This is a genomic window from Schlesneria paludicola DSM 18645, from assembly GCF_000255655.1.
GTDB lineage: Bacteria > Planctomycetota > Planctomycetia > Planctomycetales > Planctomycetaceae > Schlesneria > Schlesneria paludicola.
In genome coordinates, this window is sequence record NZ_JH636434.1 from 2,499,390 (window position 1) to 2,525,252 (window position 25,863).

Annotated in this window: 22 protein-coding genes; 15 read left to right on the top strand and 7 right to left on the bottom strand. The window is 54.5% G+C overall.

Annotated features, from left to right (window positions below):
* The first annotated feature begins 56 nt into the window (after nt 1-56).
* The 10 genes from OSO_RS43235 to OSO_RS0112365 all read left to right on the top strand — a co-directional run bounded on the left by OSO_RS43235 (nt 57) and on the right by OSO_RS0112365 (nt 10,572).
* Nucleotides 57-1,178: a prolipoprotein diacylglyceryl transferase gene (locus OSO_RS43235; RefSeq protein ID WP_010583623.1), complete on the top strand. Its 1,122-nt coding sequence runs from the start codon at nt 57-59 to the stop codon at nt 1,176-1,178.
* 376 nt (nt 1,179-1,554) lie between these two features.
* The gene (locus OSO_RS51600) at nt 1,555-1,893 is read left to right on the top strand and encodes a hypothetical protein (RefSeq protein WP_010583624.1); all 339 of its coding nucleotides are present in this window, start codon (nt 1,555-1,557) and stop codon (nt 1,891-1,893) included.
* 275 nt (nt 1,894-2,168) lie between these two features.
* Nucleotides 2,169-2,993, top strand: a complete 825-nt coding sequence (locus tag OSO_RS0112325) for a purine-nucleoside phosphorylase (protein ID WP_010583626.1) — start codon at nt 2,169-2,171, stop codon at nt 2,991-2,993.
* 257 nt (nt 2,994-3,250) lie between these two features.
* Nucleotides 3,251-4,045 carry a ThuA domain-containing protein gene (locus OSO_RS0112330; protein WP_010583627.1) on the top strand — a complete coding sequence of 265 codons (795 nt, stop codon included), beginning with the start codon at nt 3,251-3,253 and terminating at the stop codon, nt 4,043-4,045.
* Between the two features lie 342 nt (nt 4,046-4,387).
* A complete protein-coding gene (locus OSO_RS43245; RefSeq protein ID WP_040592273.1) occupies nt 4,388-5,431 on the top strand; it encodes a PstS family phosphate ABC transporter substrate-binding protein in 1,044 nt (347 codons plus the stop codon).
* A 122-nt stretch (nt 5,432-5,553) separates the two neighbouring features.
* On the top strand, nt 5,554-6,537 hold the full coding sequence (pstC, locus tag OSO_RS0112340) for a phosphate ABC transporter permease subunit PstC (protein ID WP_010583629.1): 984 nt from the start codon (nt 5,554-5,556) through the stop codon (nt 6,535-6,537).
* Complete coding sequence (gene pstA, locus OSO_RS47860) at nt 6,534-7,907, top strand: phosphate ABC transporter permease PstA (RefSeq protein ID WP_010583630.1); 1,374 nt, start codon at nt 6,534-6,536, stop codon at nt 7,905-7,907. Before pstC ends, pstA begins: the two co-directional genes overlap by 4 nt.
* Before the next feature lie 42 nt (nt 7,908-7,949).
* Nucleotides 7,950-8,795: a phosphate ABC transporter ATP-binding protein PstB gene (pstB, locus tag OSO_RS0112350; protein WP_010583631.1), complete on the top strand. Its 846-nt coding sequence runs from the start codon at nt 7,950-7,952 to the stop codon at nt 8,793-8,795.
* Between the two features lie 82 nt (nt 8,796-8,877).
* Entirely contained in the window at nt 8,878-9,549 is a 672-nt protein-coding gene (gene phoU / locus OSO_RS0112355) for a phosphate signaling complex protein PhoU (protein WP_010583632.1), read from the top strand.
* A gap of 294 nt (nt 9,550-9,843) precedes the next feature.
* The gene (locus tag OSO_RS0112365; RefSeq protein ID WP_010583634.1) at nt 9,844-10,572 is read left to right on the top strand and encodes a response regulator; all 729 of its coding nucleotides are present in this window, start codon (nt 9,844-9,846) and stop codon (nt 10,570-10,572) included.
* 92 nt (nt 10,573-10,664) lie between these two features.
* Here the strand turns inward: OSO_RS0112365 and OSO_RS0112370 are convergent, their stop codons facing one another.
* Nucleotides 10,665-12,251 (bottom strand): glucose-6-phosphate isomerase, encoded by a 1,587-nt coding sequence (locus OSO_RS0112370; protein WP_010583635.1) that lies wholly within the window; start codon nt 12,249-12,251, stop codon nt 10,665-10,667.
* A gap of 489 nt (nt 12,252-12,740) precedes the next feature.
* Between OSO_RS0112370 and OSO_RS0112380 the strand changes: the two genes are divergently transcribed.
* The 3 genes from OSO_RS0112380 to OSO_RS0112390 all read left to right on the top strand — a co-directional run bounded on the left by OSO_RS0112380 (nt 12,741) and on the right by OSO_RS0112390 (nt 14,521).
* Entirely contained in the window at nt 12,741-13,310 is a 570-nt protein-coding gene (locus OSO_RS0112380; protein WP_010583636.1) for a nitroreductase family protein, read from the top strand.
* A gap of 263 nt (nt 13,311-13,573) precedes the next feature.
* Complete coding sequence (locus OSO_RS43255; protein WP_010583637.1) at nt 13,574-14,089, top strand: hypothetical protein; 516 nt, start codon at nt 13,574-13,576, stop codon at nt 14,087-14,089.
* A gap of 9 nt (nt 14,090-14,098) precedes the next feature.
* Nucleotides 14,099-14,521 (top strand): secondary thiamine-phosphate synthase enzyme YjbQ, encoded by a 423-nt coding sequence (locus OSO_RS0112390; RefSeq protein ID WP_010583638.1) that lies wholly within the window; start codon nt 14,099-14,101, stop codon nt 14,519-14,521.
* A gap of 74 nt (nt 14,522-14,595) precedes the next feature.
* Here OSO_RS0112390 and OSO_RS0112395 read toward each other — a convergent pair whose 3' ends face one another.
* The 4 genes from OSO_RS0112395 to OSO_RS0112410 form a co-directional block, all read right to left on the bottom strand.
* The gene (locus OSO_RS0112395; RefSeq protein ID WP_010583639.1) at nt 14,596-16,671 is read right to left on the bottom strand and encodes a hypothetical protein; all 2,076 of its coding nucleotides are present in this window, start codon (nt 16,669-16,671) and stop codon (nt 14,596-14,598) included.
* 271 nt (nt 16,672-16,942) lie between these two features.
* Nucleotides 16,943-17,734 (bottom strand): dienelactone hydrolase family protein, encoded by a 792-nt coding sequence (locus tag OSO_RS0112400; RefSeq protein ID WP_010583640.1) that lies wholly within the window; start codon nt 17,732-17,734, stop codon nt 16,943-16,945.
* 112 nt (nt 17,735-17,846) lie between these two features.
* Nucleotides 17,847-19,016 carry a glycosyltransferase gene (locus tag OSO_RS47865; protein ID WP_010583641.1) on the bottom strand — a complete coding sequence of 390 codons (1,170 nt, stop codon included), beginning with the start codon at nt 19,014-19,016 and terminating at the stop codon, nt 17,847-17,849.
* Nucleotides 19,017-19,092: 76 nt separating this feature from the next.
* The gene (locus tag OSO_RS0112410) at nt 19,093-20,103 is read right to left on the bottom strand and encodes a thiamine-phosphate kinase (protein ID WP_010583642.1); all 1,011 of its coding nucleotides are present in this window, start codon (nt 20,101-20,103) and stop codon (nt 19,093-19,095) included.
* A gap of 304 nt (nt 20,104-20,407) precedes the next feature.
* Here OSO_RS0112410 and OSO_RS0112415 point away from each other — a divergent pair, with 304 nt between their 5' ends.
* Together OSO_RS0112415 and OSO_RS43265 are read left to right on the top strand one after the other, a co-directional pair.
* Complete coding sequence (locus OSO_RS0112415) at nt 20,408-20,704, top strand: FmdB family zinc ribbon protein (RefSeq protein ID WP_010583643.1); 297 nt, start codon at nt 20,408-20,410, stop codon at nt 20,702-20,704.
* 263 nt (nt 20,705-20,967) lie between these two features.
* Nucleotides 20,968-21,192, top strand: a complete 225-nt coding sequence (locus tag OSO_RS43265) for a DNA gyrase inhibitor YacG (RefSeq protein WP_010583644.1) — start codon at nt 20,968-20,970, stop codon at nt 21,190-21,192.
* 1,678 nt (nt 21,193-22,870) lie between these two features.
* Here the strand turns inward: OSO_RS43265 and OSO_RS0112450 are convergent.
* Entirely contained in the window at nt 22,871-25,408 is a 2,538-nt protein-coding gene (locus OSO_RS0112450; RefSeq protein WP_157605160.1) for a fused MFS/spermidine synthase, read from the bottom strand.
* 111 nt (nt 25,409-25,519) lie between these two features.
* Nucleotides 25,520-25,863 (bottom strand): ATP-binding protein (locus tag OSO_RS0112455; protein WP_010583649.1); only part of this gene is annotated, 344 nt, incomplete at its 5' end.

Consider the following 25,863-nt stretch of genomic DNA (forward strand, 5'->3'; position numbering starts at 1 on the left):
GTTCGCGCAATCAACTTCGACGTGGGCGTACGCATTTGAGCTGGGAAGGTCAAATTATGTACCCGGTTTTATATCGAATCCCGCTGGATCTTGCCTGGGACCTGGGACCGCTCGGACGCGTACCATTCTTTGGGTTTGGCATCCTGCTCTTTGTCTGGGCACTTTACGGCGTCTGGATGTTCGTGTCACATCGGTCGGCACATCGCGCCGATCCGGCGGTGCCACAAAACCATTCTTGGCTTGTGACGTGGGGATTAATCGCGGCAGCCATTGCATTCGGGATCCCACGCTTGCAAGGGTTTGCCCAATTCAAAGACGGTGTCCCCATCTTTGGGTACGGACTGATGCTGTTCATCGGATTCACGGCGGCTTCGTCGCTGGCCGCCTGGCGAGCCGAACGCGAAGGCCTGTCGAAAGAAGTGATCTGGGACCTGGCAATGTGGCTATTCATTCCAGGCATCGTCGGAGCACGCCTGTTCTATTTAATACAGTACGGCGACCGCGTATTCGCGGGTGTCCCGCTGGCGCAGTGGCCATTCGTCGCAGTCAATTTATCGCAGGGCGGGATCGTGCTCTACGGAGCCCTCTTGGGGGGAGCCGCCGGCTATTTCTCATTCTGCTTCCTGCGTCGCATTCGCCCGCTGGGACTGGCCGACATCATCGTTCCATCGGTCTTCGTCGGGATTGGATTCGGACGAATCGGATGCTTCTTGTACGGATGCTGCTACGGCGCCCAAACCGATCTGCCATGGGGCGTCAAGTTCCCTCAAGGAGCGATGGCGTTCATGGCCATGGTCGAAAAACACAAACTCGACGAAACGGCCCTATGCACCCCGGCACTGCATCCGACGCAGATCTACAGTTCGATCGACGGTTTCATGATTGCGGCACTCACGACATGGTACTTTTCGCGTCGGCGTCGCAATGGTGAAGTACTGGCGGTCGCCTTGATCATCTACCCGATCACCCGTTTCTGCATGGAACTTTTGCGAGCGGACGAAGGGGGACAATTCGGAACGTCACTGACAATTTCTCAGTGGATCAGTATCGCTTTGTTCATCGTCAACCTGCCGTTCATGTATTACCTGTCGAAGCGCCCTGCCGTACGAGACCCGATCTTGATCCCCGGCGAATCCACACCGCTTCGCGCCGCCATGGCCGCCCCTTCAACGCGTTGAACGCGAACACCGAGATTGGGCCTCGCCCAAGACCGGGAATAGAAGAATTCGCTCATAACAATTGCGACGATTGTGGTACTCGTTTTTCTGAAAAAAAGGCCGCTTTCGAGTTCATTTCCGTAACCCAACCTCGCTCGTATCCGATCATCCTCGCAGAAATTGGTTTAGGTCGAAGACGCCGCTTGACATTGCCAAAGAACTCGATTAATGGTTCTCTCGCAATCAGTCGACCTGAAAAGAACGAACGAAAGCGGTTGTTAGCCAGTCCAGTTCGATCCGCTCGGCGATAGTCTTCTCCCGAATCGATCGAAATTGTGACTGATTTAAAATTGGGTTCACGAAGTCCTTTATTTCCGAAGTACCGAGGTTTGCTCCGATGACCAGAGTCTTGCTCGAAGAAGAACATGCGCTGGCCGCTTGGCTGCCAAACACCCCAGCGGTCCTGTTCGCCAGCGCGGTTGCCGGCGTAACCGCCGCTCCACGTATGGCCGACGACGAAGACGCTCCAAGCGATGACGACGAGAGCTTCGGCGACGATGATGAATTTGAAGAAGATGACGATATCGATGAACTTGACGAAGATGAAGAAATCGAAGACGACTTCGATGAATTCGACGACGAGGAGTTCGAAGACGAAGATGACGATTACGACGACGATGATGACCTGGATGATGATGACGACGAAGACGACGACGATGATGATGACGACTATTAATCCGTCGAATTCATGCATCGACGCGTCCACCCTCTGACGAAACCGTCTTTCAAGACGCGCTTCCAGGGTGCAAGACGCGATCGTCCACTCGAAAAAGTCCGCCGACGCTGGGCGTCGCGGATGTCGATGATTAATCTGAGCACCGGTCAGCAGATTCTGCCGACCGGTGTTTGCATTTGCCCGCTACGAACGCCGCCGAAACGACTTGAATGTCGTGGCTTGTTGTCTGCATGTCGTGCGGCAATTCCGTTTTGAAGCAGAGGGGAGTGAATCTTATGCATGGGCTTTGGGCTCAAATCGAAGAAGCGACTCAGTCGATTCGAAATCATTGGAAAGGGACGCCCAAAGTTGGACTGATTCTGGGGACCGGACTCGGCGGTCTGGCCGAGCAGATCGAGCAAGAAGCGACGATCCCTTACTCCGAGATCCCTCACTTCCCAGTCTCGACGGTTCAATCACACGCCGGGCGGCTCGTCTGCGGGACGCTGCGAGGCACCCCCATCGTCGCAATGGAAGGACGCTTTCATTACTACGAAGGCTACAGCCTGCAACAAGTCACGTTTCCCGTTCGCGTGATGAAGAATTTGGGAGCGAAAGATCTGCTGGTGACCAATGCCGCCGGCGGAATCAATCCGCAGTTGGACCTTGCAGATATCGTCGTGATCGAAGACCACATCAACCTCATGCCGGATAATCCCCTGCGTGGCGTCAACGATGATCGACTTGGCCCGCGCTGGCCAGATTTGTGCGAACCGTATACCCAGTCGCTGATTCAAACGGCCCGTAAGTCGGCCCTGGAACTGGGGATTCACGTCCATAAAGGTGTCTTTGTCGCGGTGTCGGGCCCGAACCTCGAAACGCGTGCAGAATATCGCATGCTCAAGCAGATGGGGGCAGACGTCGTCGGCATGTCCACCGTTCCGGAAGTGCTGGTCGCCGTCCATGCCGGCATGAGAGTCCTTGGATTTTCGGTTGTGACCGACCTGTGCCTTCCCGATCACCTCGAACCGGTCGATATCCCAAAAATCCTGGCCAACGCGGCAACCGGCGGCGAAAAACTCGCCAAACTGATCCCCCGCGTGATCGAACAACTTGGCTAGCCCACTTGGTTCTCTGCGCCTCCCGCGCCTCCAGTGTGGTCTCTCGAAGTACGCAAACGTTCGGGTGGGTCCAGCGGAGGAACGGGACGCACTGGAACACTGAGAAAACCCAGAACGACAACTCACCTCTGCGGCCAAAAAAAACGGGCCGTGCGAGGCGACTTTGATGCGGCTTGGTTACGATGTGCGTCGTCGCAGGCGAGGTCCGGTTCAACTCTGGCTGGACACTAGACCGCTTACCGAGAGGAACTGCATCCATGATTCGATCGTTTGCCTTGTTCATGTTTGGCTTCGTCACCCTGATTGCCGCCCAACCGGCCATCTCTCAGGACGCGAAACCCAAGCCATTGAAAGCGCTGCTGGTCACCGGTGGCTGCTGCCATGATTATGGCAACCAGAAAGACATTTTGAAGAAGGGCATCGAAGCGCGAGCCATGGTCGAAGTCACGCAAGTGCATACGGCCGACACAACAACCAAGGCTCGATTCAGTCTTTATGAAGACCCTAACTGGGCCAAAGGCTACGACGTCGTGCTGCATGACGAATGCACCTCCGACGTGGTCGACCAGACCTACGTCGACAATATCCTAAATGCACACAAGAACGGATTGCCCGCCGTCAATCTGCACTGCGCAATGCACAGCTATCGCCTGCCAGGCAAAGAAGACTGGTTTGAATTCGTCGGAATTCAATCCGCCAAGCATGGTCCTCAAAAACCGATCGAAATCACGTTCATCGATCGCGAGCACGCCATTTCGAAGCCGCTCGAAAACTGGACGACCATCAACGAAGAGCTCTACAACAACTTGAAGGTGTTTCCTGCGGCCAAACCGTTGGCACGTGGACGCCAGGACACCGGAAAGGGTGTCGACGACTACGTTGTGGCCTGGACAAACCAATTCGGAAAAGCGCGCGTCTTCAGTACTACTTTGGGGCACAACACCGAAACGGTGGCCGATGCCCGGTATCTGGACCTGGTGACACGTGGATTGCTGTGGTCCTGCGACAAACTCAATGCGCAATATCACCAGCCACTGAACGTTTCGCCTTAGTCGTCGCAACAATCCGTCCAAAGTTGCGACCATCTGACTCGAATGGCAGATGCGCAATTCGTGGAACGCCTGATGAGAGTTCGCAACTCGTGGCCGCAAGGTTTTTGCGGCCACACCCCCTCATTCGGGACGGAATCGTCGAATCGATTTGACTTCTGCATCGAAAACGAGCACTCTTTTCAGTGCCATTCACGTCGATCCCTTCGGATGAACAACATCTGTTCTTCACAAAACCTTAACATCGGCGGTTTACACTTCGCGTGCTTTGGGACGTTTGAAAACGGAGAAGTTTTCGACGACAACCATCAACACGAGAAGAATTTCGCCGGCGGAGATTTCAGGATGAGGTTTTGTGATATCGGTCGACTCGCATCCCGCTGGATGGTTGTCACCGTCGTAATTTTGGCCGGCTGCGAACTCAAAACGACGCCAAACAACCCCACCGCGTCAACAAGCCTTGGCGAGACGGCAACAAAATCAGTCTCCCCCAGCAACGCTGAGTCCGAAACAATCAGCGCCGAAGGCTCCAGCACCGTTTATCCCATCGCTCAGACGTTCGCTGTCGAATTCGAAAGAAACTCGAAGCACAAAGTCAGCGTCGGCCGTCAGGGAACGGGGGGTGGCTACAAGAAGTTCGTGAATCGTCAGGCCGATATCTGGAACGCCTCGCGAGGCATTGACGAGAAGGAAATCGAAGAACTCAAATCCAAGGGGATTGAATGGCTCGAGCTGACGATTGCCGTCGATGGAATCGTGATTGTCGTGAATCCACAGAATACATGGTGCACGGAAATCACCTGCGGACAATTGAAGCGGATGTGGGAACCTGACAGTCAGGTCAAGACCTGGAAAGATTTGAACGCCGATTGGCCCGCGGAGCCCATTCAGCTTTATGGAGCCGATACAGATTCCGGGACATTCGAATACTTTACCGAAGTGATCAACGGCAAGAAAAAAGCCAGCAACTTTCAGTACACACCCGCATCCGATGACAATATTCTGGTCACCGGAGTTGCGAGCAACAAATTCTCGCTGGGATACATTCCGTACGGCTATTACGTCGAAAACACCGAGAAACTGAAAGTGCTGAACGTTTCACCTTCCACTTCGGAAACAGCGGGTGCAGAGCCCGCAGTCGTTCCGACGGATGATTCGATTCTCAGTGGTGAATACAAGCCGTTGTCCCGCCCCTTGTTCATGTACGCGAGTCGGTCGTCATTGCAAGCACGCCACGAAGTGGTGGACTTCTTGACATACGCTCTTTCGGATCAGGCCCAACCACTGATCCGAAAACGTGGCTTCGTGCCTGTCCGGGATGATGTTCGTCAGGTGATGCAGAAGCGCTTGAGCGAGGCAGCACCGCATACAAAAACCGAGGGGAAATAAGGAACAAGCCCACGGCAATGGGATTGAGGTCGCCAAGTCGGCGTACCTGAGAATCGATCCCGTTCGAAGACTTTGTCGAATCGCACCGTTTCGCGGTATTCGATTTTCAAAAGGTTATTCTGGTGTTCAGCGGCGGACCGACTCGATCGGAAGAAACCTCGTCACTACGACGTAAGGTTTCGTGGACGCGCGTCCGCGAGCAGATCATCCAGGGGGTGCTCTTCCTCTGCTCATTTCTGTCGATCGTGACGACGCTTAGCATCATCTATGTGCTGGTGACCGAGTCGTTGTTCGCGTTTCCGCCCCACAAGGCTTTCTTTCAGGAAGTGAGTTTCTACGAATTCTTCACGGAAACTCGTTGGACGCCTCAGTCAGACGGCCCTCAGCAACACTTCGGCGTATTGCCGCTGGTTTGTGGAACGATGTTGATCACGGGGATTTCGGCGATGATCGGCCTGCCGATGGGGTTGATGATTGCGGTCTACCTCAGCGAATATTCCTCTCCCAGATCGCGACGCTGGGTGAAGCCTGCGCTGGAAATCTTGGCGGGCGTGCCGACTGTCGTCTACGGTTACTTTGCCTTGCGGTTCTTGACGCCGATGGTGATCGTCCCCATTTTCCAAGATGGACTTGGCCTCACGGTCCTGGGGAAAAACGCCTTAAGTGGCGGCATCGTCGTCGGGCTGATGATCATTCCGATGGTCGCGTCGCTCAGCGAGGACGTGCTGCGGTCCGTGCCTAATAGCCTTCGCGAATCGGGCTATGCCCTGGGTTCGACGAAGTTTGACGTCAGTACAAAAATCGTCGTTCCCGCGGCGCTGTCCGGTATTCTTGCTTCATTCCTACTTGCACTTTCCCGTAGCATCGGTGAAACGATGGCCGTGACGATTGCGTCTGCAGGTTTTCCGACCATCACGGCTAACCCACTCACGCACATCCAAACGATGACCGCGTTCATTGTCGAGGTCACACAAGGCGAAGTGGTGACGAATTCGATCCAGGAAAAAAGCCTGTACGCCGTAGCTCTGATGCTTTTCATCATTACCATGATGATGAATCTAATTTCTCAGTGGGTGCTATCTCGATTTCGTGAGGTCTATCAATGAGCCTTCACGGAGAAATCTACGAACGTCGTCTGGTGTGGCGACACCGGATGGGCAAGGGATTCGAATGGCTTTGCCGACTCGCAACCCTGGCCGCGTTATCGACCCTGGTCATGTTGCTCGGATCCATCCTCGCAACGGCCTTCAGTCCGGGCCGCGGAAAAGGTCTGACACCGGTCACGCTTTCAGGTGGCAGCCAGACGGCAACAGGCACAGCGAACACGGAGGCCAAGTCGCCCGAGATCGATATCAAATTTCGAGTCCGTGCCATCTTAGGTGGTCGATTCGTGCGAACGGATCAACCAGAGCGAACCGTCAAAGAATTCTCTGCCGACGAGATTCGGCACGATCAGATTCGATTTGATCATGATGGCAAACGCAAAGCGCCGGTGTTTGATCTCGAGCGGATATCTGCAGGTGGTTCTCCTGTCCTGCTCTCCAAAATTGGAGTCGAACCGCAGCCTCCGAATGAATTGATTCCTGACGTTCATGCCCCCCCGCCGTCAAAGACGTCGGGCTGGCTGACTTGGAACTTTCTCACACACTACAATTCTTATGATCCGCTTGAGGCAGGCATTCTTGGCGGGTTGTGGGGAAGCTTCTGGTTGATCGGCTTGACGACGGTGATGGCCGTGCCCTTGGGTGTGGGCGCTGCGGTTTATCTCGAAGAATATTCCAAGCCGACGCGCCTGACAAAATTGATCCAATTGAACATCGCCAACCTGGCTGGGGTTCCCTCGATCGTTTATGGCATTCTAGGCTTTACGGTGTTTTCCCGGATGTTCGGCATGTTTGACCGCGAGAAAACGGTGCTGTCTCTCAAGCCGTTCTTCTTCGCCCCCATCGACATTCCGTTGCCACTCGGCCCCGTTGTCCTCTCGGGGGCCTGCACGCTGGCCCTTTTGAGCTTGCCAATTATCATCATCGCCTCGCAAGAGGCACTGCGATCCGTGCCGGCGTCGTTACGTCATGCCGCCTATGCGCTGGGTGCGACGAAGTGGCAAACAATCTGGCATCAGGTCCTTCCTGCCGCCTTGCCCGGAATCCTCACGGGGGTCATCCTGTCGCTCTCACGAGCGATCGGTGAGGCCGCGCCACTGATGGTCATTGGCGTCGCAGCACAACTGAGTTATTCCCCGGGACGAATCACTGGTGTGGGTGATGTCGTCCAGCATCCTGATAAGTTACTCCGGGCTCCATTTGATCGATTCACCGCGTTGCCAATTCAGATTTACAGTTGGATCAACGAGGCAGATCAGAACTTTGAACATGTTGCCGCGGCGGGTATCCTGGTCCTGCTGGGTTGTTTGCTCTCGGTGAATGGAATCGCCATTTTCATCCGGCAGCGTTTTCAGCAAAGAATCCGGTGGTAGGCAAGTCGCCGACTGCTTGAACTTCAAATACGAATTCAGTCCATGGCACTCGTTAAGCGATTTACGCAATTTGTTGATCCCCCCCGCGATAGCGGTGTCGCGGGCCAGCCATCGAACGGAGAGCCGACGTCGACTGTGCCGAAGATTGAAACGTGCGGGATGAGTTTCTTCTACGGAACGAAACAAGCCCTGCATGATATCAATCTGCGGATTCAGAGCCGTGCGGTCACCGCGTTGATCGGTCCTTCGGGATGCGGAAAGAGCACATACCTGCGATCGCTGAATCGCATGAATGACATTGTGGAAGGAACGCGCGTCACGGGCGAAGTACTGCTCGATGGGGAAGACGTCTATGCGCGTGACGTGGACGTGGTGTCATTGCGAAAACGCGTGGGAATGGTCTTTCAGAAATCGACGCCATTTCCCAAATCGATTTTCGACAACATCGCGTTTGGACCACGAATCGCCGGACTGACGCAAAAGTCGGAATTGCAAAATATTGTCGAGCGGTGCCTGAAGCAGTCGGCCCTGTGGAATGAAGTGAAAGACCGCCTGAAAGATTCAGCGATGGCGCTGTCAGGTGGACAGCAGCAGCGTCTGTGCATCGCACGGGCCCTTGCGACAAACCCAGAAGTCCTGCTGATGGATGAACCCGCTTCGGCGCTCGATCCGGCATCCACTGCCCGAATTGAAGATCTGATTTTTGAACTGAAACAGAACTACACGATTGTGATCGTGACTCATAATATGCAACAAGCGGCCCGTGTCAGTGAAGTCACGGCGTTCTTCTGTGCCGGACGGCTTGTGGAGGTCGGACAAACACGACAATTGTTCACGAATCCGACTCAGAAAGAAACGGAAGACTACATCACTGGACGGTTTGGATGACGTTCGGTTGAAGCACGATGGCCGTGCGGCCCGATTTGGCTTCCCTAGCCAATCCCTATCGCAGATGGCGAGAACATACACTATGTCAATTCATTTGATTCGCGATTTAGACCATCTGCATCGGATGATTCTGACGATGTGCGCCAAGGTCGAAGAACTGATTCATTCGGCCGTCGATGCCCTGCACAAACCCAACTATGAACGCGCCCGCCAGATCATGTCGACCGACGACGAAATCGATCGGATGGACGTGGCGGTCGAAGAGGAATGCCTAAAGCTACTGGCCCTTCACCAGCCGGTCGCCATCGACCTTCGTCGGATCACTACCGTGCTAAAGATCGGCGCGGAACTGGAACGCGTGGCCGATTTGGGCGTCAGCATCGCTGAGCGCGCCTGTGGAATCGCCAGTTGCGGCGAAATTACCGTACCAGACAATCTGAAGGATATGTCGCGTCAGGCTCTCGACATGCTGCATCGCAGCATTGACGCCTATGTCCACCTGGATGTCCGCACCGCGCGCGAGGTCTGCGTCCAGGACGAATCGATCGACAACTTGAACCGCGAAATCATCGAAGAATTGAAGCGGTTGATGCAAACTCAACCAACATCCGTTGAAGCGGCATTGCATTTGTTCTCGGCGTCCCGACAGATTGAACGAATCGCGGACCACGCGACGAACATCGCCGAAGATGTGGTCTACCTGGTGCAAGGTGAGATTATCCGTCACCGAAATCGATTTACGACAGTGGCGTAATCGTTGTTTGATACCTGGCGATAGGCTTTGTGACCTTGTCGCAAAGTGAATTTCGCTCACATTCAATGCTGCGAACGCGGCCAATCAGGCCGCACCGGAGACGTCGACCAAACGAGGACCGAGGATCGGACGGTTTGATCGCGCCCCGCGCGTTGTCTTGGAACAACGCGCGACGGCTCGTTGAAGTTCCGTTCATCTAGGTGCCGTGAATCCGTGATGTTGCGGGCCTTCACTCGGCGACTTTCGCCGCGCTGAACATCTTGCCCGCAACGGGCCTGTCGTGTTAGAGAAACTATGAGCAAGACGAAGATTTTGATTATCGAAGACGAACGAGCACTGCAAGAAGTGCTCGTCTACAACCTGGAACGCGAAGGCTTTGAAGTCGCCGTCTCGGGCGACGGACAAGACGGCATCCGCCGTGCGCGAGCCACTGAGCCAGATGTAATTTTGCTTGACCTGATGTTGCCAGTCATCGACGGACTTGAGGTCTGCCGCCAACTGCGCGCCGATGCGAAGACACGCGGAATCCGCATCCTGATGCTGACTGCACGCAGCGAGGAAGTCGACGAAATCGTGGGCTTCAATATGGGAGCAGACGACTACGTCACCAAGCCATTCAAGGTCAAGCCGCTAATTCATCGAATCAAAGCGCTGCTAAGACGAACCGCAACCGATCAACAGTCGCGTGAATTCGTTTCCATTCACGGAATTGAAGTCGATCGGGTCAACCATATTGCCAAATCACGAGGTCAGATTCTTGATCTCACCCCGACCGAGTTCCGGTTGCTGTGGGCCCTGGCGCGAGCCGCGGGACGACCGTTCGGTCGTAATGAATTGATGGACCACTGTCGAGGCGAAGACGCAAACGCTCTCGAACGGACGATCGACGTTCACATCCGCTCGCTCAGACAAAAGTTAGGCGAACTGGGTGAAGTGATCGAGACAGTTCGCGGAATTGGATATCGATTCCGTGGCGAGACCGAATCCGCGACGAATCCCACGACCTCCATCGACATCCCTTAAGGCGTCGCGGACCAGAAACGTGCAGGCGAGGAGATCAGACGACGAGTGCCATTGGTGCACTCGTCGTCTCCATGAACCGTCATTGTTGGCCCTCAACTCTTGTAGTAGAAGGTCTCCATCTCAGGAGCATCCCCTCCAGACTTCATGATCTGTCGGTCGGGATTCGCCGCCAGATGCTGCAGAATCTTGTAGACCCATTCGACGTTATCCGCCACGGACAGGGCTTCTGAGATTTGCTCGGCCGTCTGGGGCCCTGGTACCGATTTCAAGTGAGCAACGATCTTCAGTTCAAGCTCCAACACGGCGGCCGCCGCTTTCTTGCCCGCCTCAACCCCAGGTTGATGATAGGCGTTCACGTTGATCAGTTCGGCGTATAGTCCAACCGCACGTTCGTACAAGGCAATGAGCGCTCCGACGCTGCGCGCGGTAACCGCATTGATGGTGATCGTGATCGTATCACGTCGGTTCTCGCGAAGGGCTTCGCGGGTTCCGAGCATCAATCCGTGCAAATAGTCGCCCGCCGTAATTCCTGGTTCGACGTCCATGGATGGCAATTCGCGATCCTTCAGCACCTCGATGAAGGTCGCAAAGAAATTCGGTAGTCCGTCACGCAACTGCTGGATATAGGCATGCTGATCCGTCGAACCCTTGTTGCCATAGACGGCGATCCCCTGATGAACCGTCTTTCCCTGGCGATCGAGTTCTTTTCCCAACGACTCCATGACCAGTTGCTGCAGATACCGGCTGAACAATGACAGTCGATCCTTGTATGGCAGGATCACCATGTCTTTCGCTCCAACGCCGTCGCCAATGTGATACCACATCGTGGCCAGCAGCGCCGCAGGATTCTTCCACGGGTCAGTGATTCGAGTCAGGCGGTCCATCGACGCGGCACCGTCCAATAATTCCATGATCCCGATCCCCTGCAGGGCGGCTGGCAGCAAGCCGACTGCGGACAAGACGGATGTCCGACCACCGACCCAGTCCCACATCGGAAACGTCTTCAGCCAATTCTGGCTCTGGGCGGTTTGATCCATCTTGCTGCCCGCCTGAGTCACGGCGACCGCATGTTCGGCGAAGCTCAAGCCGGCTCCTTCGTAGGCCTTTTGAACCTCAAGCATGCCATTGCGCGTTTCGGGTGTCCCTCCCGATTTGGAAATCACAACGACGAGAGTTCGCCCCAATTGTCCGTCAAGTTCCCCGAGAGTCGTGTCGATTCCGTCTGGATCGGTGTTGTCGATGAAGAACGGCAGGATTGGATCGAGCGGCGATCCCAACGCCTGTGCGACAAACTGTGGGCCAAGCGCTGATCCACCGATGCCGATGAGCAACAGAAACTGGAATCGCCCTTCGGCCCCTTCGATGGCTCCGCTGTGGACCTGATCCGCGAATTCGCGAATCGCCATCTGCGTACTCTGAATCTCGGCAGTGATTTCTGGTGTCGGCGCGAGTTGAGGCGCGCGCAACCAATAATGGCCGACCATCCGATTCTCGTCGGGATTGGCGATTGCTCCACCTTCGAGCTTCTGCATCGCGTCCAGCGCTTCGGTCATGCGTGCAAACAATGAAGCAAGTTCGCTTTCGGCGAATCGGACGCGACTGACATCCAGTGAAAACCCGAGTTCGCGGTCGGAAATCAGGTATTGGCAAAATCGCGACCACGCAGATGACGTAGGCATGGCATGCACTCCAGATGATGAAACTCGGTTCGATTTCTCTAAGATACAACAAGCCGATCAGGGAAGTAAGCGTCGTATTTTTACGGCTTTCCGTATCGTCGGATGCGAGTCCTTGAATGTCCCCTGCTGACCACTTCCCGCACACGCATCCCGCAGCCAGTGCAAAAAGATCGTCACAGAATCAACGCAACCTTCGTGCCATTCCGCAAGTCGTGGGCACTCAATGGGAAAAAACTCAATTGCGAGCCACAAATCGCCACACAAACCACCACGCTGTCCGGAAATAGATCGATGTCGATGGCAGACATCCGCAACGCGTCGCGCGCCTGTCACAGGTGAAGATCCTCGTCACGCGACACGGCGCCTCGAAGGAGGCACGCTCTACCGAACAAATGTCACTCGCACAATCGCCCAGCGTCCTTTAGAAACGTGATCGTCCAAGACTGCAACTAGAAACAAATCACAGCGAAAGCGAACAAGGAAATACGAATGACGACTGCCATCGATCCAACTCCAACAATCGATGAAACGATTCGAGGGCGCCGCACCATCGGTGCGTTTCGGCCAGAGGTTCCTGCGCCGGAATTGGTCGAAGCGTCGCTTGATCTCGCGCGATGGGCTCCAAATCACAAGAAAACAGAACCCTGGCGCGCCTACTGGCTCGGTCCCGAGACGGCTCGCGGCGTTGTCGAGCTGAATTCCGCCGAGATCCAAAAGAAAAAGGGCTCCGCCGAAGCCGAATCCAAACGCAAGGTTTGGGCCGCAATCCCCGGTTGGATCGTCGTGACCTGCGTCCGTTCGAACGATGCGTTTCAGCATGAGGAAGACTACGCGGCCTGTTGTTGCTTCGTGCAAAATCTCTCGCTGGCGCTGTGGTCACGGGGGATCGGGTCAAAATGGTCGACGGGTGATGTGACACGCCATCCGGACTTCTTTCCACTGGTCGGCATCAATCCCGATTCCGAACGAGTTGTCGGACTGATCATGTATGGCTACCCCGCGGTCATCCCCGAACAGACTCGGAAACCGTTGTCCGCGTTTCTAACCCGCAACCCATGACGTAGCGTTCGTTTGATCTGTCCCGCGATTAACAACATGCCTTCGAACGTGCAAGGAAAAATGACTTCATTCCTGACGCCAAGAGAAAATGACGGAAGCCACTTGTCATGGGTTGCCAGCCCGGAATGGCCTTGATTGAGGCTTAAGGTTGCGTCATTCTATTTGCATGATCGTGGCCGAGATGGTCAAGGATTCGACGCACCACGGTTGCAAAGCATTGTTCATGCGTCGGGCAATGCCATGTCACAATGCAAGGAGTCGGAATGAGCCCTGTCGAGGAAATGACCGACGGTGAATCACCCGAGCACCAGTGTTGGCTGGGAGCGGAAGTTCCCAGCCTGCTGCCGGCCGCCTGGGATGAAATCCAGCGACACAAATGGATTGAAAGTGAGAAGGCTCGCCGCGATGTCGGGCATGCTGCGGTTGTCGATTGGCTCGGGCGTTTCTGGTGGCGTTTCTGTCGCTGGCGACGGCTTGAGCATCTTGAAGGCGTGCGACGCTGGTACGAGTTCTCGCACGATGACTTTGCCAAAGTCTTGCGGGCAATTCTCGAAGATGACCGCTTGACGCTGGTCATCATCGAGCTGATGAAAGCGGATCACCTGCGCGTGATGAACGATCTGGAAGTCATCGAGTGGGCACGTGACGTCGGCCTGCCGATGGAACGTGTGCTCGAAGTGCTTGGCGTCATTCATATCAACGTCGCACGGCTGGACCCGCCCATCGAATGGTTACGCCGTGGCAACAGCCATTCCGTGACTCGAACACTGAAGTCTTGAAAGCGAGTCATGGCCTGGCATCAATTGCGGCTCACGCTGCCTGCATTTCGTCGAGGTTTTCACCTCATCACCAATCATGTGGTTCATGCACTGCCCGAACTGCAGGAAACACGAATTGGCCTGTTGCATGTGTTCATTCAGCACACGTCGGCCTCACTGTCGATCAATGAAAACGCCGATCCAGACGTGCCACGGGACCTGGAAGCATCGTTGAACTCGATCGCTCCGGAAGACTTTCCGTACGTCCATACCTGTGAGGGGCCCGACGATATGCCGGCTCACGTCAAATCGTCGCTGCTGGGATCATCGCTAACGATCCCGATTACAAATGGCCGTCTGTGCCTGGGAACGTGGCAAGGGATCTACTTGTGCGAACACCGTAATCACGGCGGACAGCGATCGCTGGTGCTGACGATTCAGGGCGAAAATTGAAACATTCGCGACGATTCAGCATTTCCTGCCACGCGTGAGCCGTGCGCAAACACGTTGCCCCAAATCGCGAGCGATCACTTCGGATCGCGTGAGTCAGGTTCGTCCTGCTGAGGAACGGGAACGAGTTCGTCATCGAAGGGATCTGGTTCATCGAGATCCAGTTCGCGTGGCGGAATCAACGCCCCGTTCGGGATCGCCGCAGGCTCTTCATCGTCGCCGGAAACTTGCAGAACCGCCTGCTTCACCTGGCGATCAGGGGCCTGCAAGAAACTCGCCTGGACGATATTTCGTGACTCGCCTGGCCCTGCTGGCAGTTTTTCGGGAGGCCGCGCTTCACCTCGTGCCAACTGAGTCTTAAGCGTGGATCTTAGTGACAGCTTCTCCGATTCTTGCTGGCCAGCGATCAAAACAACATCGTCGACGATGTGTCGATTGTGTTCGCGTCGCATCGTGACCTTCGCTCCATAGCGACCGTCACCCAGCACCACCGTCACTTCATTTTCGCTCATGGCCATCGACTTGAGCGGAGCTTGTAAGAACGTATCCGCCGACATACCCGAATTCGGAATGAACTTGGATTGAGCCCAAACCATCTTGTTGAAATCGTTCGAGGAGTTCGCTCGGACCAGATCTAACGCTTCGTCCTGCTGATCTGGATCACGTCCGAGCGTGATCCCCGACGCAAAGTCTTGGATCGGAATTAGAACTTCAAGAGTCGTTTTGACGGACGACGGCACACCCGACATCTGCCATTCGATATCGTCGACCATGAACCGACCGCCTTCATCCGTTAACGAGTAAGTAAAGGGCTTGCCCCCCTGACGAACTTCGACTTTGGTCAGCGATCCCTTAAACGTCGCCGAGACGTATTCGACGTCAGGAGAATCGAAGCAGTCCAAAGGCATCGCAGGGGCCGTCGCATCGTTCAACTTGCTCCAGACTCGATTGGCGAAATCTTGCGTCGCACAGTGCTTAATTTCGTTCAACTGACGTCGCGAAAGTGCATCAATAAAGACTTCCAGCATACCTTGCGCGGTAAAGAGTGCCGACAGACGTTTTTCTTGCTTCGTCTCAATCTCATAGATCGTGACGTCGGAAACTTGGAACTTGGACGGTGTGTCGGTCAGTTCGTCGGCCTGACGCTGCATGTCGATCTGAACGAACTCTGTCGAATTCCGCAGCGTGAAGTCGGCTCGATTGCCTCTCAGACGGACCTGTAGCTCATGCTCGGGCAACTGTGGTTCAGGGAGCTTGGCCTGCTTTAAGTCGGCCAGCGAAAGACTTCCGTTAAAGAACTCCGGCGAGCAGATCTCACCGAGCTTCTCTTTGTCTTCGTGCTGATAAGCCCCGAGGAATTCCAGACAGCGATTCACCGCTTGGGCCAGATGATAAACGGAGGGCAGCTTTTCATCCTCGTCCTTGGAAGAGATTCCGACGTTGGCGACTTGCCATCGTCCTTTTCTCAGTTCCATCGTCAACACCGTCTCACCGGTCATCCGTGGCAGCCTGACAACCGCATCTTTTTCGTTCATGTGAGCCTGCGGGTGGAACTTTCCACTCTTCGGCTTACCACTCGTCACCTGACGGGTGACCTGAGCCAGAAATGACGGAGGCAATTCGGAAAGCGAGGCGCGGAATTTGGGTGATGCCACCGCCAGGATCTCTTCACGGTCGACGCCCGACCAGGCATCCATGAATTCTCGAACTGTCAGCAGGAGGTCCATCTGCTCAGAAACGGACTTGTAGGCTTCAATCCCTTTACGCTTTTGCTTCAAGAAGATGTCGTCGACGACCCATTTGCCGGAAGAGTCGCGGGCCAGTTCGTAAAAGATCTCTTTCTTGTTTTCACCCACTTGGACGGTGACGCGTTTCTTATCGTCACCCACTTCTTCCACAGACACGATGGACGTTTTGCCGTCGGGAAGGTTGAGAATCTTGAAATCTTCGAGTGATTCGGCGGTGCGCAAAGCCCGCTTGTTGAAATCATCTGACGTCGTCGCCTTCAGACGTTCAAGATCCTTCGCCTCAAGGCTTTTGGCGAACGCGGAAATTGCGCGATTCTCCATCATATGCGCACAGCCAGCACTCGTGCCGGCCATGCCAGATGCGAGAATGAGAATCCACACAAAGGTGCAATCTGCCCGAGACATGCGTGCCATCCTTGGCGAACCGACACGAAGGGCCGCGTCCGTTCAACAGTCTGACAAAGGGGAAATACAAAATGGGAGGTCGGCCTTCTCCCAGATTCCAGAATTCTGGTCAAGATCAGGTCTGTTGTATCAAACACACAAATAGCCGGCTTCCGAAAACTTCTTGCCGGAATGGACACGAATAGTGTCTTGTGCAGCGGAAACGGCCGCAGATCATTGAACATGATCGACGGCCGTTTGCCTGTGCGTCACAAAGAAGCCTCGCTTGGGGTTACTTCCCGAGAGTTTCCTTAAACAGCGCTTTCATTGAGGCCCAGCTCTTCTCATCAGACTCTTTGTTGTACTTCAGTGGGATACCGAATTTCTTGCCGACTTCGTCCGCTTCCGGAACCGTGAAGCTGTGGACGGTGTTGGGATAGTTAATGAACTCGTACTTCCCGCCGTTCTGGTCCAATGCGCCTTTGAAGTCTTGAATGACTTTGGCCGAGATAAACGAATCGTCCGCACCGTTGCAGATCAGCATCTTGGCTTTGACAGCCTTCACTTGTTCTGCCGTTGGAACCACGAGTGCACCATGAAAACTGGCAATGGCCTTTAGATCTGTACCGGCGAATGCCAATTGCTGAACCGTTGAACCACCAAAGCAGTATCCGATGGCAGCCAATTTTGTCTTGTCGCATTCTGGCTGCGACTTCAGGACGTCCAATGCCTCGGTCCCGCGTTTGCGCCAATCCTCGACATTCATCCGCACCGTGCCGGCGAGCGCACTGGCATCTTTCGGATGATCGACAAGTTTTCCTTCTCCATACATATCCGCCGCGAACGCGATGTATCCAAGTTCCGCGAGCTGATTGGCTCGTCGCTTCGCGTAGGCGTCCAATCCCCAGAATTCGTGAACGACCAGCACGCCAGGCCGAGGCCCTTGGATCGCGTCATCCCAGGCAAGGTAGCCGATGCACTCCACATCGCCATGTTTGTACTTCACCGTCTTCGACTGAAGCGCCGCATCCGCTGTCGCCGCAAGTGCGAAAAACCCCATCACCAACACAATCATCCGGACCATTGTCGTTCCTCCTGTAGAACTTCGATCGTCATACCTTTCGGTGATTGAATGGTAGCTTTCGCACACCGCATTGAAAACGAATTCATGGATCACGCGTCCTTCGCACGAACACTCAACGCGTCGAGAGCGCTTCCTCAAACAGTTCCTCCAACCGCTTGATTGCCCGTTCTGGATTGAACATCTCAAGGACGTGCTCGCGCGCCGCTTCGGTTCGCAACCGAACTTCCGCGGGATGGTCCATTACGTCGGCGATCGCGGCCGCCATGGCCGCCACATCACCGGGGGGGACCAACGCCCCCAACCGACCGTGATCCAAAATCTCGGCAGGGCCGCTGGGGCAGTCGGTCGAGACGCAGGGAATTCTGCTGGCCACAGCCTCAACTAAGGCATTGGGCATGCCTTCGTACAGCGACGAAAGCACGAAGAGATTTGCATGTCGGTAGTGAGCCACGGAATTGGCGACGAATCCTGCGAGCCTGACGTGATCCTGAAGCTGAAGAGTTTGAATCAAGCCGCGTAGTTCGGCTTCGCTTTCGCCTTTACCGAAGATGATCAGTTTGAGCGAACGCCCCTGGCGATGAACAAGCTCATCGATCGCTTGCACGAGATCGCGATGCCCTTTTTGTGGGTGCAGTCGCCCCGCGGTCACGACAAGAAACGGCACATTCTCTTGAACGGTGGGCACTGAATCGGTTTCGGTCACGATACCGGGCAGCATGTTGGTCGCGACGCGAACCTGAGCCGGATCAAGCCGAAAGTACTCGATCATTCGTTCACGGAGTCCTGCGGAATTCGCCAAGACGATTTTCGCCGATTGATACGCACGCCGGGCAAACCACCACCACAGCGTTTTCGACCCGCGGGCGTGCAGTTCCAACTCAGGTTTCGGATCAACGACACAGCACGAAATCCGAGGCGTTGCCCGCAACAGACAACCGCCAGCCGCATCCAGTGTGGCAAGATATGTCCGATCGTACACGAGGTCGATCTTCTGCTGGCGAAGGATGTGCGCCAAATGCCAGTATCGCACGAATCGCGTCAGCTTCAGCTTCCGAAGCAGTTTTCGGCCGCCGCTTTCGGGTGTCTCATCCCAAAACGCAAAAATCGGGACATCCATGGGAACTTCGGGCAGAAGCTCACCCTGCTTCATCGCCAAATAGAGCATTGGTTCGAAACGTGCACGATCAAGCCGCTTGAGGATCTCGACGACCTGCCGTTCGGCACCGCCGCCCCCCATCGTGCCGATGACAAACAAGACTCGTGATCGCGGCAAAGGGGACATACAAAAATGGTCCATTCGAACTGAGAATCAATGACGAACACGGACTTCGTGCGACTCGTGACGATATGAAACGGATTCATTGATTCAACGGGTGGGTCCATCCGATCGGCGGCAGCGGTTGAATTGTCCCATCCGCAAATTTCAGCTGACATTGGTCACCACGACAGATCTCTCCAATCTTCGTCACGGCCGTTTGGCATTGCCAGTCTCGTAGCAACTTGCGACCGTCCTCTGGAGAGACGCTAAAGAGCAATTCGAAATCTTCTCCGTCACTCAGGCCGCGGAACAGGGGCGCTGGCGTCAAGAAGTCAGGCACCTTAGCATTCTCGATATCGAATGATTTTTGAGCCTGGACGGAGCCCGCCCCACTGACTTCATCTCGTCGATGCGCATTGCGAACCGCATCGGTCAGCGGGATCTCAGAGGCGTCCAAGACCGCCCCCACCTGGCTGGCCTTGAGGATATGATGCAAGTCGGCGGCCAGTCCGTCACTGATATCAATCATCGCATGGATTTCCACCAAACTTGCCAGTTGCCGCACTTCATGCACGCGAGGCGTAAACGTCAAATGTCGTCCGGACGGTAAGCTACCCCCCAATGCTCCCGTCACAAATAGCCAGTCGCCCGGCTTCGCACCTTGACGGCAAACGGGAACAGGCCCCAAAGGTTCACCCATCACAGTCACGCTGATGACCAGCGGCCCAGTCCAACTGTTGGTGTCGCCGCCAGCCACGACGACATCGAATTCGTTGGCCAGCTGCAACAGGCCCTCGTGAACCTCCTGAGCGAATGACATCCCCTCCGTTTTAGGGAGTGCCACGGAAACAAAGGCGACCGTGGGTCGCCCCGCCATCGCAGCGATATCGCTGAGATTGACGGCCAGCGCCTTTCGCCCTGCCAGACGTGGCGTCGCGGGAGGAAAGGTGAAATGAGTCCCCTCCATCAGCATATCGATCGCAACCAATGTGGCGCGATCGCCGGTCGGTTGCAGGCAGGCTGCGTCATCCCCAATCCCCAGACTGACCGGGGGGCGATCCGTAACACGCGACCGAATCCAGTCAATCAATTGAAATTCAGGACGACTCATGACAAGACCTGAGATTCTAAGCTGCCGTTCCGCGGGGCGTGGAACGGATAAATGCCGATTGTGGGAGCCCGACGACGAGGATTCCGCGCCATCTTTTCGTCGATCCGTGTCACGGACAAGGCCTTCGTCACTCGATTTGACCAGAAATATCGAGATGAATTCGCCCGACGACACATTTGCTGATAGGATTAAGGGTCTCCAGTGGAGCCTCCAACCTTGCCAGCAGAGTGGCTGTGCCACGGGAGTTGAAGACGATCACCGGATTTGAAAACGATCAAAGTCACGAAAAGCAGGAGCGAGGGGCGTGCCCACCTACGATTATAAGTGTGATGCGTGTGATCACGTATGGGAAGAGTTTCAATCGATTAAAGCGGCACCCACCAAGAAGTGTCCAAAATGCAATAAATCGAAAGCCCGCCGTCAGATCGGTGGCGGAGCCGGGCTGATTTTTCGAGGTTCAGGCTTCTATCTGACCGACTATCGCAGCGATTCATACAAGAAGGCTGCCGAAGCGGATAAGAAGGCGTCAGGTGGCGAATCGTCATCGAAACCAGACTCGGGATCGTCGCCGAAAAGCGATTCGGGCAAGAAATCGGACTAGCGCCTTGTCACGTTTGAAAACAGGGATTTCCTCGTCCCCAAGCTACCGTTTTTGAGCTTCCTCGTTACCAAGCACCGCTTGGTAACGCCTCGTGCGGTCTCGGTTTCAGAAAAGCGGGAAGGCAGCTGGAGCAAACTTCTGGGTGTACGAAGCGTTACCGAGCGGACGCATTGTAGCGAGAAAACCTGGTCGCGAGGAAAACACTTCCACGCCATCGCGGCCGACACCAACACCAGAGCGTCTTAGAGCCAAGGAAATTGAACATGGTTCGATTGCCTGAATGTCCGATTTGTCAAAAACCAGTGTCGCCCGCCGTCGATTCGGGCGTGAGTTATGCGCCGTTTTGCAGCCGCCGCTGTAAGGAAGTGGATCTGGCCCGCTGGTGCGACGGCCGATATGCGATCGTCGAAACCCTGACAGGTCCTCGTCTCGCCGAAGCAATGGTCGACGAGCCCGATGCGGAGCTGGACGAGTACTGCGAGGAATAGTTCAGGCGCGTACCGATGCAACTCGCCCCATTCACATGCCGATTCGAGCGTGAAAGCCTACTAATATCCGTGTATGCGTGGCGCAACGGTTCCATTGCCGTTTTCTTTTCTGGATTGTCAAAGACCAGGCCCAATAAAAATTTGATCGCCTTGATCGATTTGTTTCGTATTATCTTATTTGACAACAACTTAAGTGTGCTCAACCCGATTCAACCAAGATGAGCGAATTGGGCATCTTGAGCAACATGCTTGCTCCACCGCTTTCGTGTGAGGGGCGGATTCGTTGCGAAAACGCGACCGCGTGCAAAGCCGCAGGGCACGTTCCATCGAGAGGACATCCGTGCTGCGCGTGATGGAGAACACGATTGGAAGCTCCCTTCGATCAATGCCCCGGCGTGGGGTTGAACTTCGCACTCAACGCAAATCCGCAAATTGATCGCCTCATCGCCACCGACCACGCGTGTTGATCATTCACATGAAGCGAACACGGATTGATCTTACGATCCCCGCCAATCGTGTCAGGACCAATTCGGTCCAATCTTCCAAACGTTTAGAAGACTCGTCGGAAATCAGAATCGCTCCGGCCAACAATGCGAAATGCCCCTCGCTTTGGGGCCTACTCGGAGAGATGTAAAACGGGCTATTGCCGCGACAACTGCACCAGGTTTCCAATCGCGCGGGAATTGACTCAATTGTCCCGACTGCGGAAGTTCAGCAACTGAGACTCAAGTGCGGGAACAGGTCCGCACATTCCTCGTCAGTAGACTTGTCCGCGTTTTTCAATCCACTCGTGTGCAGGGGAGTTTAATCATGTCACCTTCTCCCGAAGTACGGCAGTGTGTTTGGCTGTCAGAGAGACACTGAGCCGTCGGCTTGCAGAGTCGGGACACACCGGATCATCGACGCGATTCTGGCCGTTCGTCTCGCCGGTGGTGTTCCTGTTGGCAACCACGAACGCGGTCCTTGCATGGGCGACACGTCGGCCCCGCTCAGGCGTGGTGGCAATTCGCCTCGACCGTGTTCATTCTCGAAAGCGTGGCGACCTACCCAACTTTGCTCCAACGATGTTCGGGCACATGCACCGCGCCGACTACGACTGATCGCGGCGCCCCCCGGTGACTGGCAGCTGTGAGATGAATTTCAAGGAGCCTCGAACTCGGGGATACGTACGTATTTTGCTTGAGACAGGACCCTCCAGACATTCGGACATTCTCGAAGCCGTTCACAACAAGTACCCATGAATTTCAGGCAATTGACTGCGACACTACTTGACTTTCATACAAACAGATTCCGATCAATTGTAATATTCGTAGAAATAGGATCGAGAAGTGATTGCTCCAACCTTGCCCACAATCTGTGCGCAATGAACTCTCAATGCATCGTCAGCCCGGATGTGCGACGGAATGCCGTGAGCCACAACCGGACTTTCCGTGACGAGTTGGCTCTCACGGCTCGCCATGCAACACGCCACTTTCAAGCAAGAGTGTCCAACAACAAACGTTCGGCCCGAGGACGGCTTCGATGCATCCAAAGAGGCATCGAAGCGCCTGCGTTCTGGTTTGATTCCGACCTTTAACAACCAGCCCATCCTTCAGAATCCAATGACGCAACGAAGCCGTTTTACGTACCAGCCAATTCCTGAAATCTTCTCCTGAGAATCAATTAAACCAAAGGCACATCATTGCCTCGGAATCACTGGATTCACAGCGTCCAGTTCGACAGCATGGCGGCGCGCTTCCTCAGATGCTTCTTGCATATCAGATAGTTTGCAATTGATTGCCAAATTGGCCCAACTCGTGGCAGACTGAGGAAATCGATCGCACATTCGTCGAAACACCTTAACAGCCTCGGCATATTGTTTCCGATTCCAATATGCAACTCCGACGCGATTTAGGTGAAACGCTATAGATTCACTATCCGACGTCGCCAATTGATCCAACCATGCAGAATCTATTTCCTTCATTGAAATAAGATAGCTCGCAATGAGTTCAGGCGCCCCTGGCTGCTTGGTAAGACCATATTTCAGAAGCTCCGATACAATCTTGTCATTACTAAATCCTGAATAGAGCATGATGAGATCATTTAATAAGGATGCTTCTGGATTCGCGCCCCGCAATCGCTCAAAATGCTCAATGAGGAAGGCTGGGTCAGTGGCACCAAGAATCGCTCGCGCCACCTTGCTTTGCCTCACTTCGTACAAATGACGCGCCGCTCGAAACTCCAACTGCAAATCACAATCCATATTTCGCCGTTTATCGCCGTAGGTATCAACAAACGTTCGAAGCCCACCCTCGTCCAGAATCGTTCGTGTAAGAATAATACGAACAATATCAGAAGTCGAAAAATCACGAACAAGATCACTTTTTACAACGGGTAAACTATCCACCAATTTTTGACACCGCTCCATCGCTGCGGCGTCGCGATTAAATGAATCATTGGACGCGAGCAATATGGTGTCACCACTGGAAATGCGAATGAGTCGTTGATGTGGAAACACTTCGCAGATCGTCTGCACGATCATCGCGTAGTCATCTGGTGTAAACGAGTATGTTTGTATCCATTGCGCAAAAATCCCATGCGAATTGAGTTTTGCGCTAGCACTTTTATAGAACTCCGCAGTGAACAGATTTGCGACACCGGCAATCCACGGATTGGATGGCTCAGAGAGAATAATATCGAAACGCTCTCGAGATCCTTGAACAAATGCCCGGGCGTCGTCATACACGATCTTGAGTTGCTTTGAACTCTCCGCCGAGTGATTGATTTGCGAAAAAAAGTGAGAAGCAGAAACAATCGCAGGCTCTATCTCGCAACACGTGACCCTGGTGTTTGGAAAAAGCAGACTCGCACCAGAAGTTGTGCCTGTGCCGTACCCAATGACAAGAACATTCTTTGCATCTGGATTAAAAAAACGAGGTAAGTAAGCCAGCCCCGCTTGCATTGACAAGTCAACGGACGTCCCGCCATCAATTTTGCCATTCACGCGAAAAGAAACGGCGCCCGCATTCTTCGTAACCAACACATTGCACGCCATGCCTTCTTTAAACCACAACACTTCGTCGTTGATTTGATCTAGACTCCGATATCCATATAGGAACTGCCCCATATTGATGCGACGAGGATCATCAGCCTGCACCAGCACCAGACCAATCAACGCACCCGCAACGGACTGCAGAATGATCAACTTCCTGGTGGGGACACTTATCAGTGCGCACAATTGCCCAATAAGCAAGTAGAGCCCAACGGCAACAAGGAGTGACGTACGAGTTCCGACAGCCGGAACGAGCCAAGTCGAGGCCAAAAGTGCCCCGAACACCGTTCCTGCAGTATTTGCAGCATAAACACTCCCAACGGCCCCGACAGAATCTCGCTTGGATATCACTGAAAGATGGACAAGAATCGGAAACAGAACCCCCATAGCCATTGCCGGCAGAAATTCCACCAAGGCGCTCGCCGCGACGCAGACAAATGCGTTCACCCCAAAATGAGCGCGAAGTGGAACAGCCACAGCCGCAAAATCCGCGGCAAACGGTAGCCCCAAAAACCCCAACAATGATGCAGCGGCCAGACATGTGACAACATTGGCAAGAATGACACTCGCGTCGCGTCGCCTGAATGGAAGATGCTCGAACAACAGACTACCGCAGCCAATCCCCACCAGGATAACAACCAACATCGCAGAGAACGAGTAAGTTGAGCTTCCGAGAATCAGCGATAACTGGCGGCTCCACACTGTCTGCAAAATCAGTGCGGCGCAGCCCGTCACTACGGCAATCGCATAGATCACATACGTTGGCGGCACCGCGCTGGTGGAAAGCAGTTCATGGGAAGGCCATTGAAGTGGACTGGATTGGTTCGCAGAAGCATCCGTCGGAGAACAACGTGCCTTGATGTACACACTGCGTGCAGTGATGATAGCCAACAAGCCAACGACGCAGTTCGTAAAAGCTGTAACAATGTTTGTCTGCGTAACACCGATCCCGGGAAGCAACTGAAAACCCACGGTATAAGCCCCAGCTGCTGCTCCAAGAGTGTTCACGCCGTAAAGGCGAGCACTTGCCACAGCTAAATCATCGCTGGCGATGCGGCATCGCACCAAGAGAGGTAGCGTGGCTCCCATAAGAATACATGGCGGGCCAATGATCGCAAACGTTATCAGGCACCTCACGACAGAGTAGACGGCGGGCGTCTCGCGCAGCGTGGAATAGAATTGCACGGCGAGTTGCCAGACAAACGTTGTCAATTGGCGCTTGAAACAGTACCACTCGTTTGCACTTCAAACGGTACCATTTATCGGTTGATGTCTTTAATGGTACTGTTTGCCCTTCTATTCTTCGGCTTTGGACCCGGTGGGCGCTTTGGTATCGTTTGAACTTTTTTTCGATTTCTCTAAACGATAACTCTTGCCGGTGATTTGCACGACTTCCGCTCGATGCAGGAAGCGATCCAAGATGGCAGTTGCGCTGGGAACGTCGCCGATCAATTGGCCCCAATCGTCCAAGGGTCTGTTGCTGGTCATCATCGTGGAGCGAAGCTCGTGTCGCCGCATGATGATCTCGAACAGGTACTCACCTGATCGCTTGGGTAACTGCTTCATCCCCATGTCGTCGACGATCAGCAGATCCGGCTTGAGGTATCGCTGAAGGATCTTCTCGTGGCCTTCCATCGCCT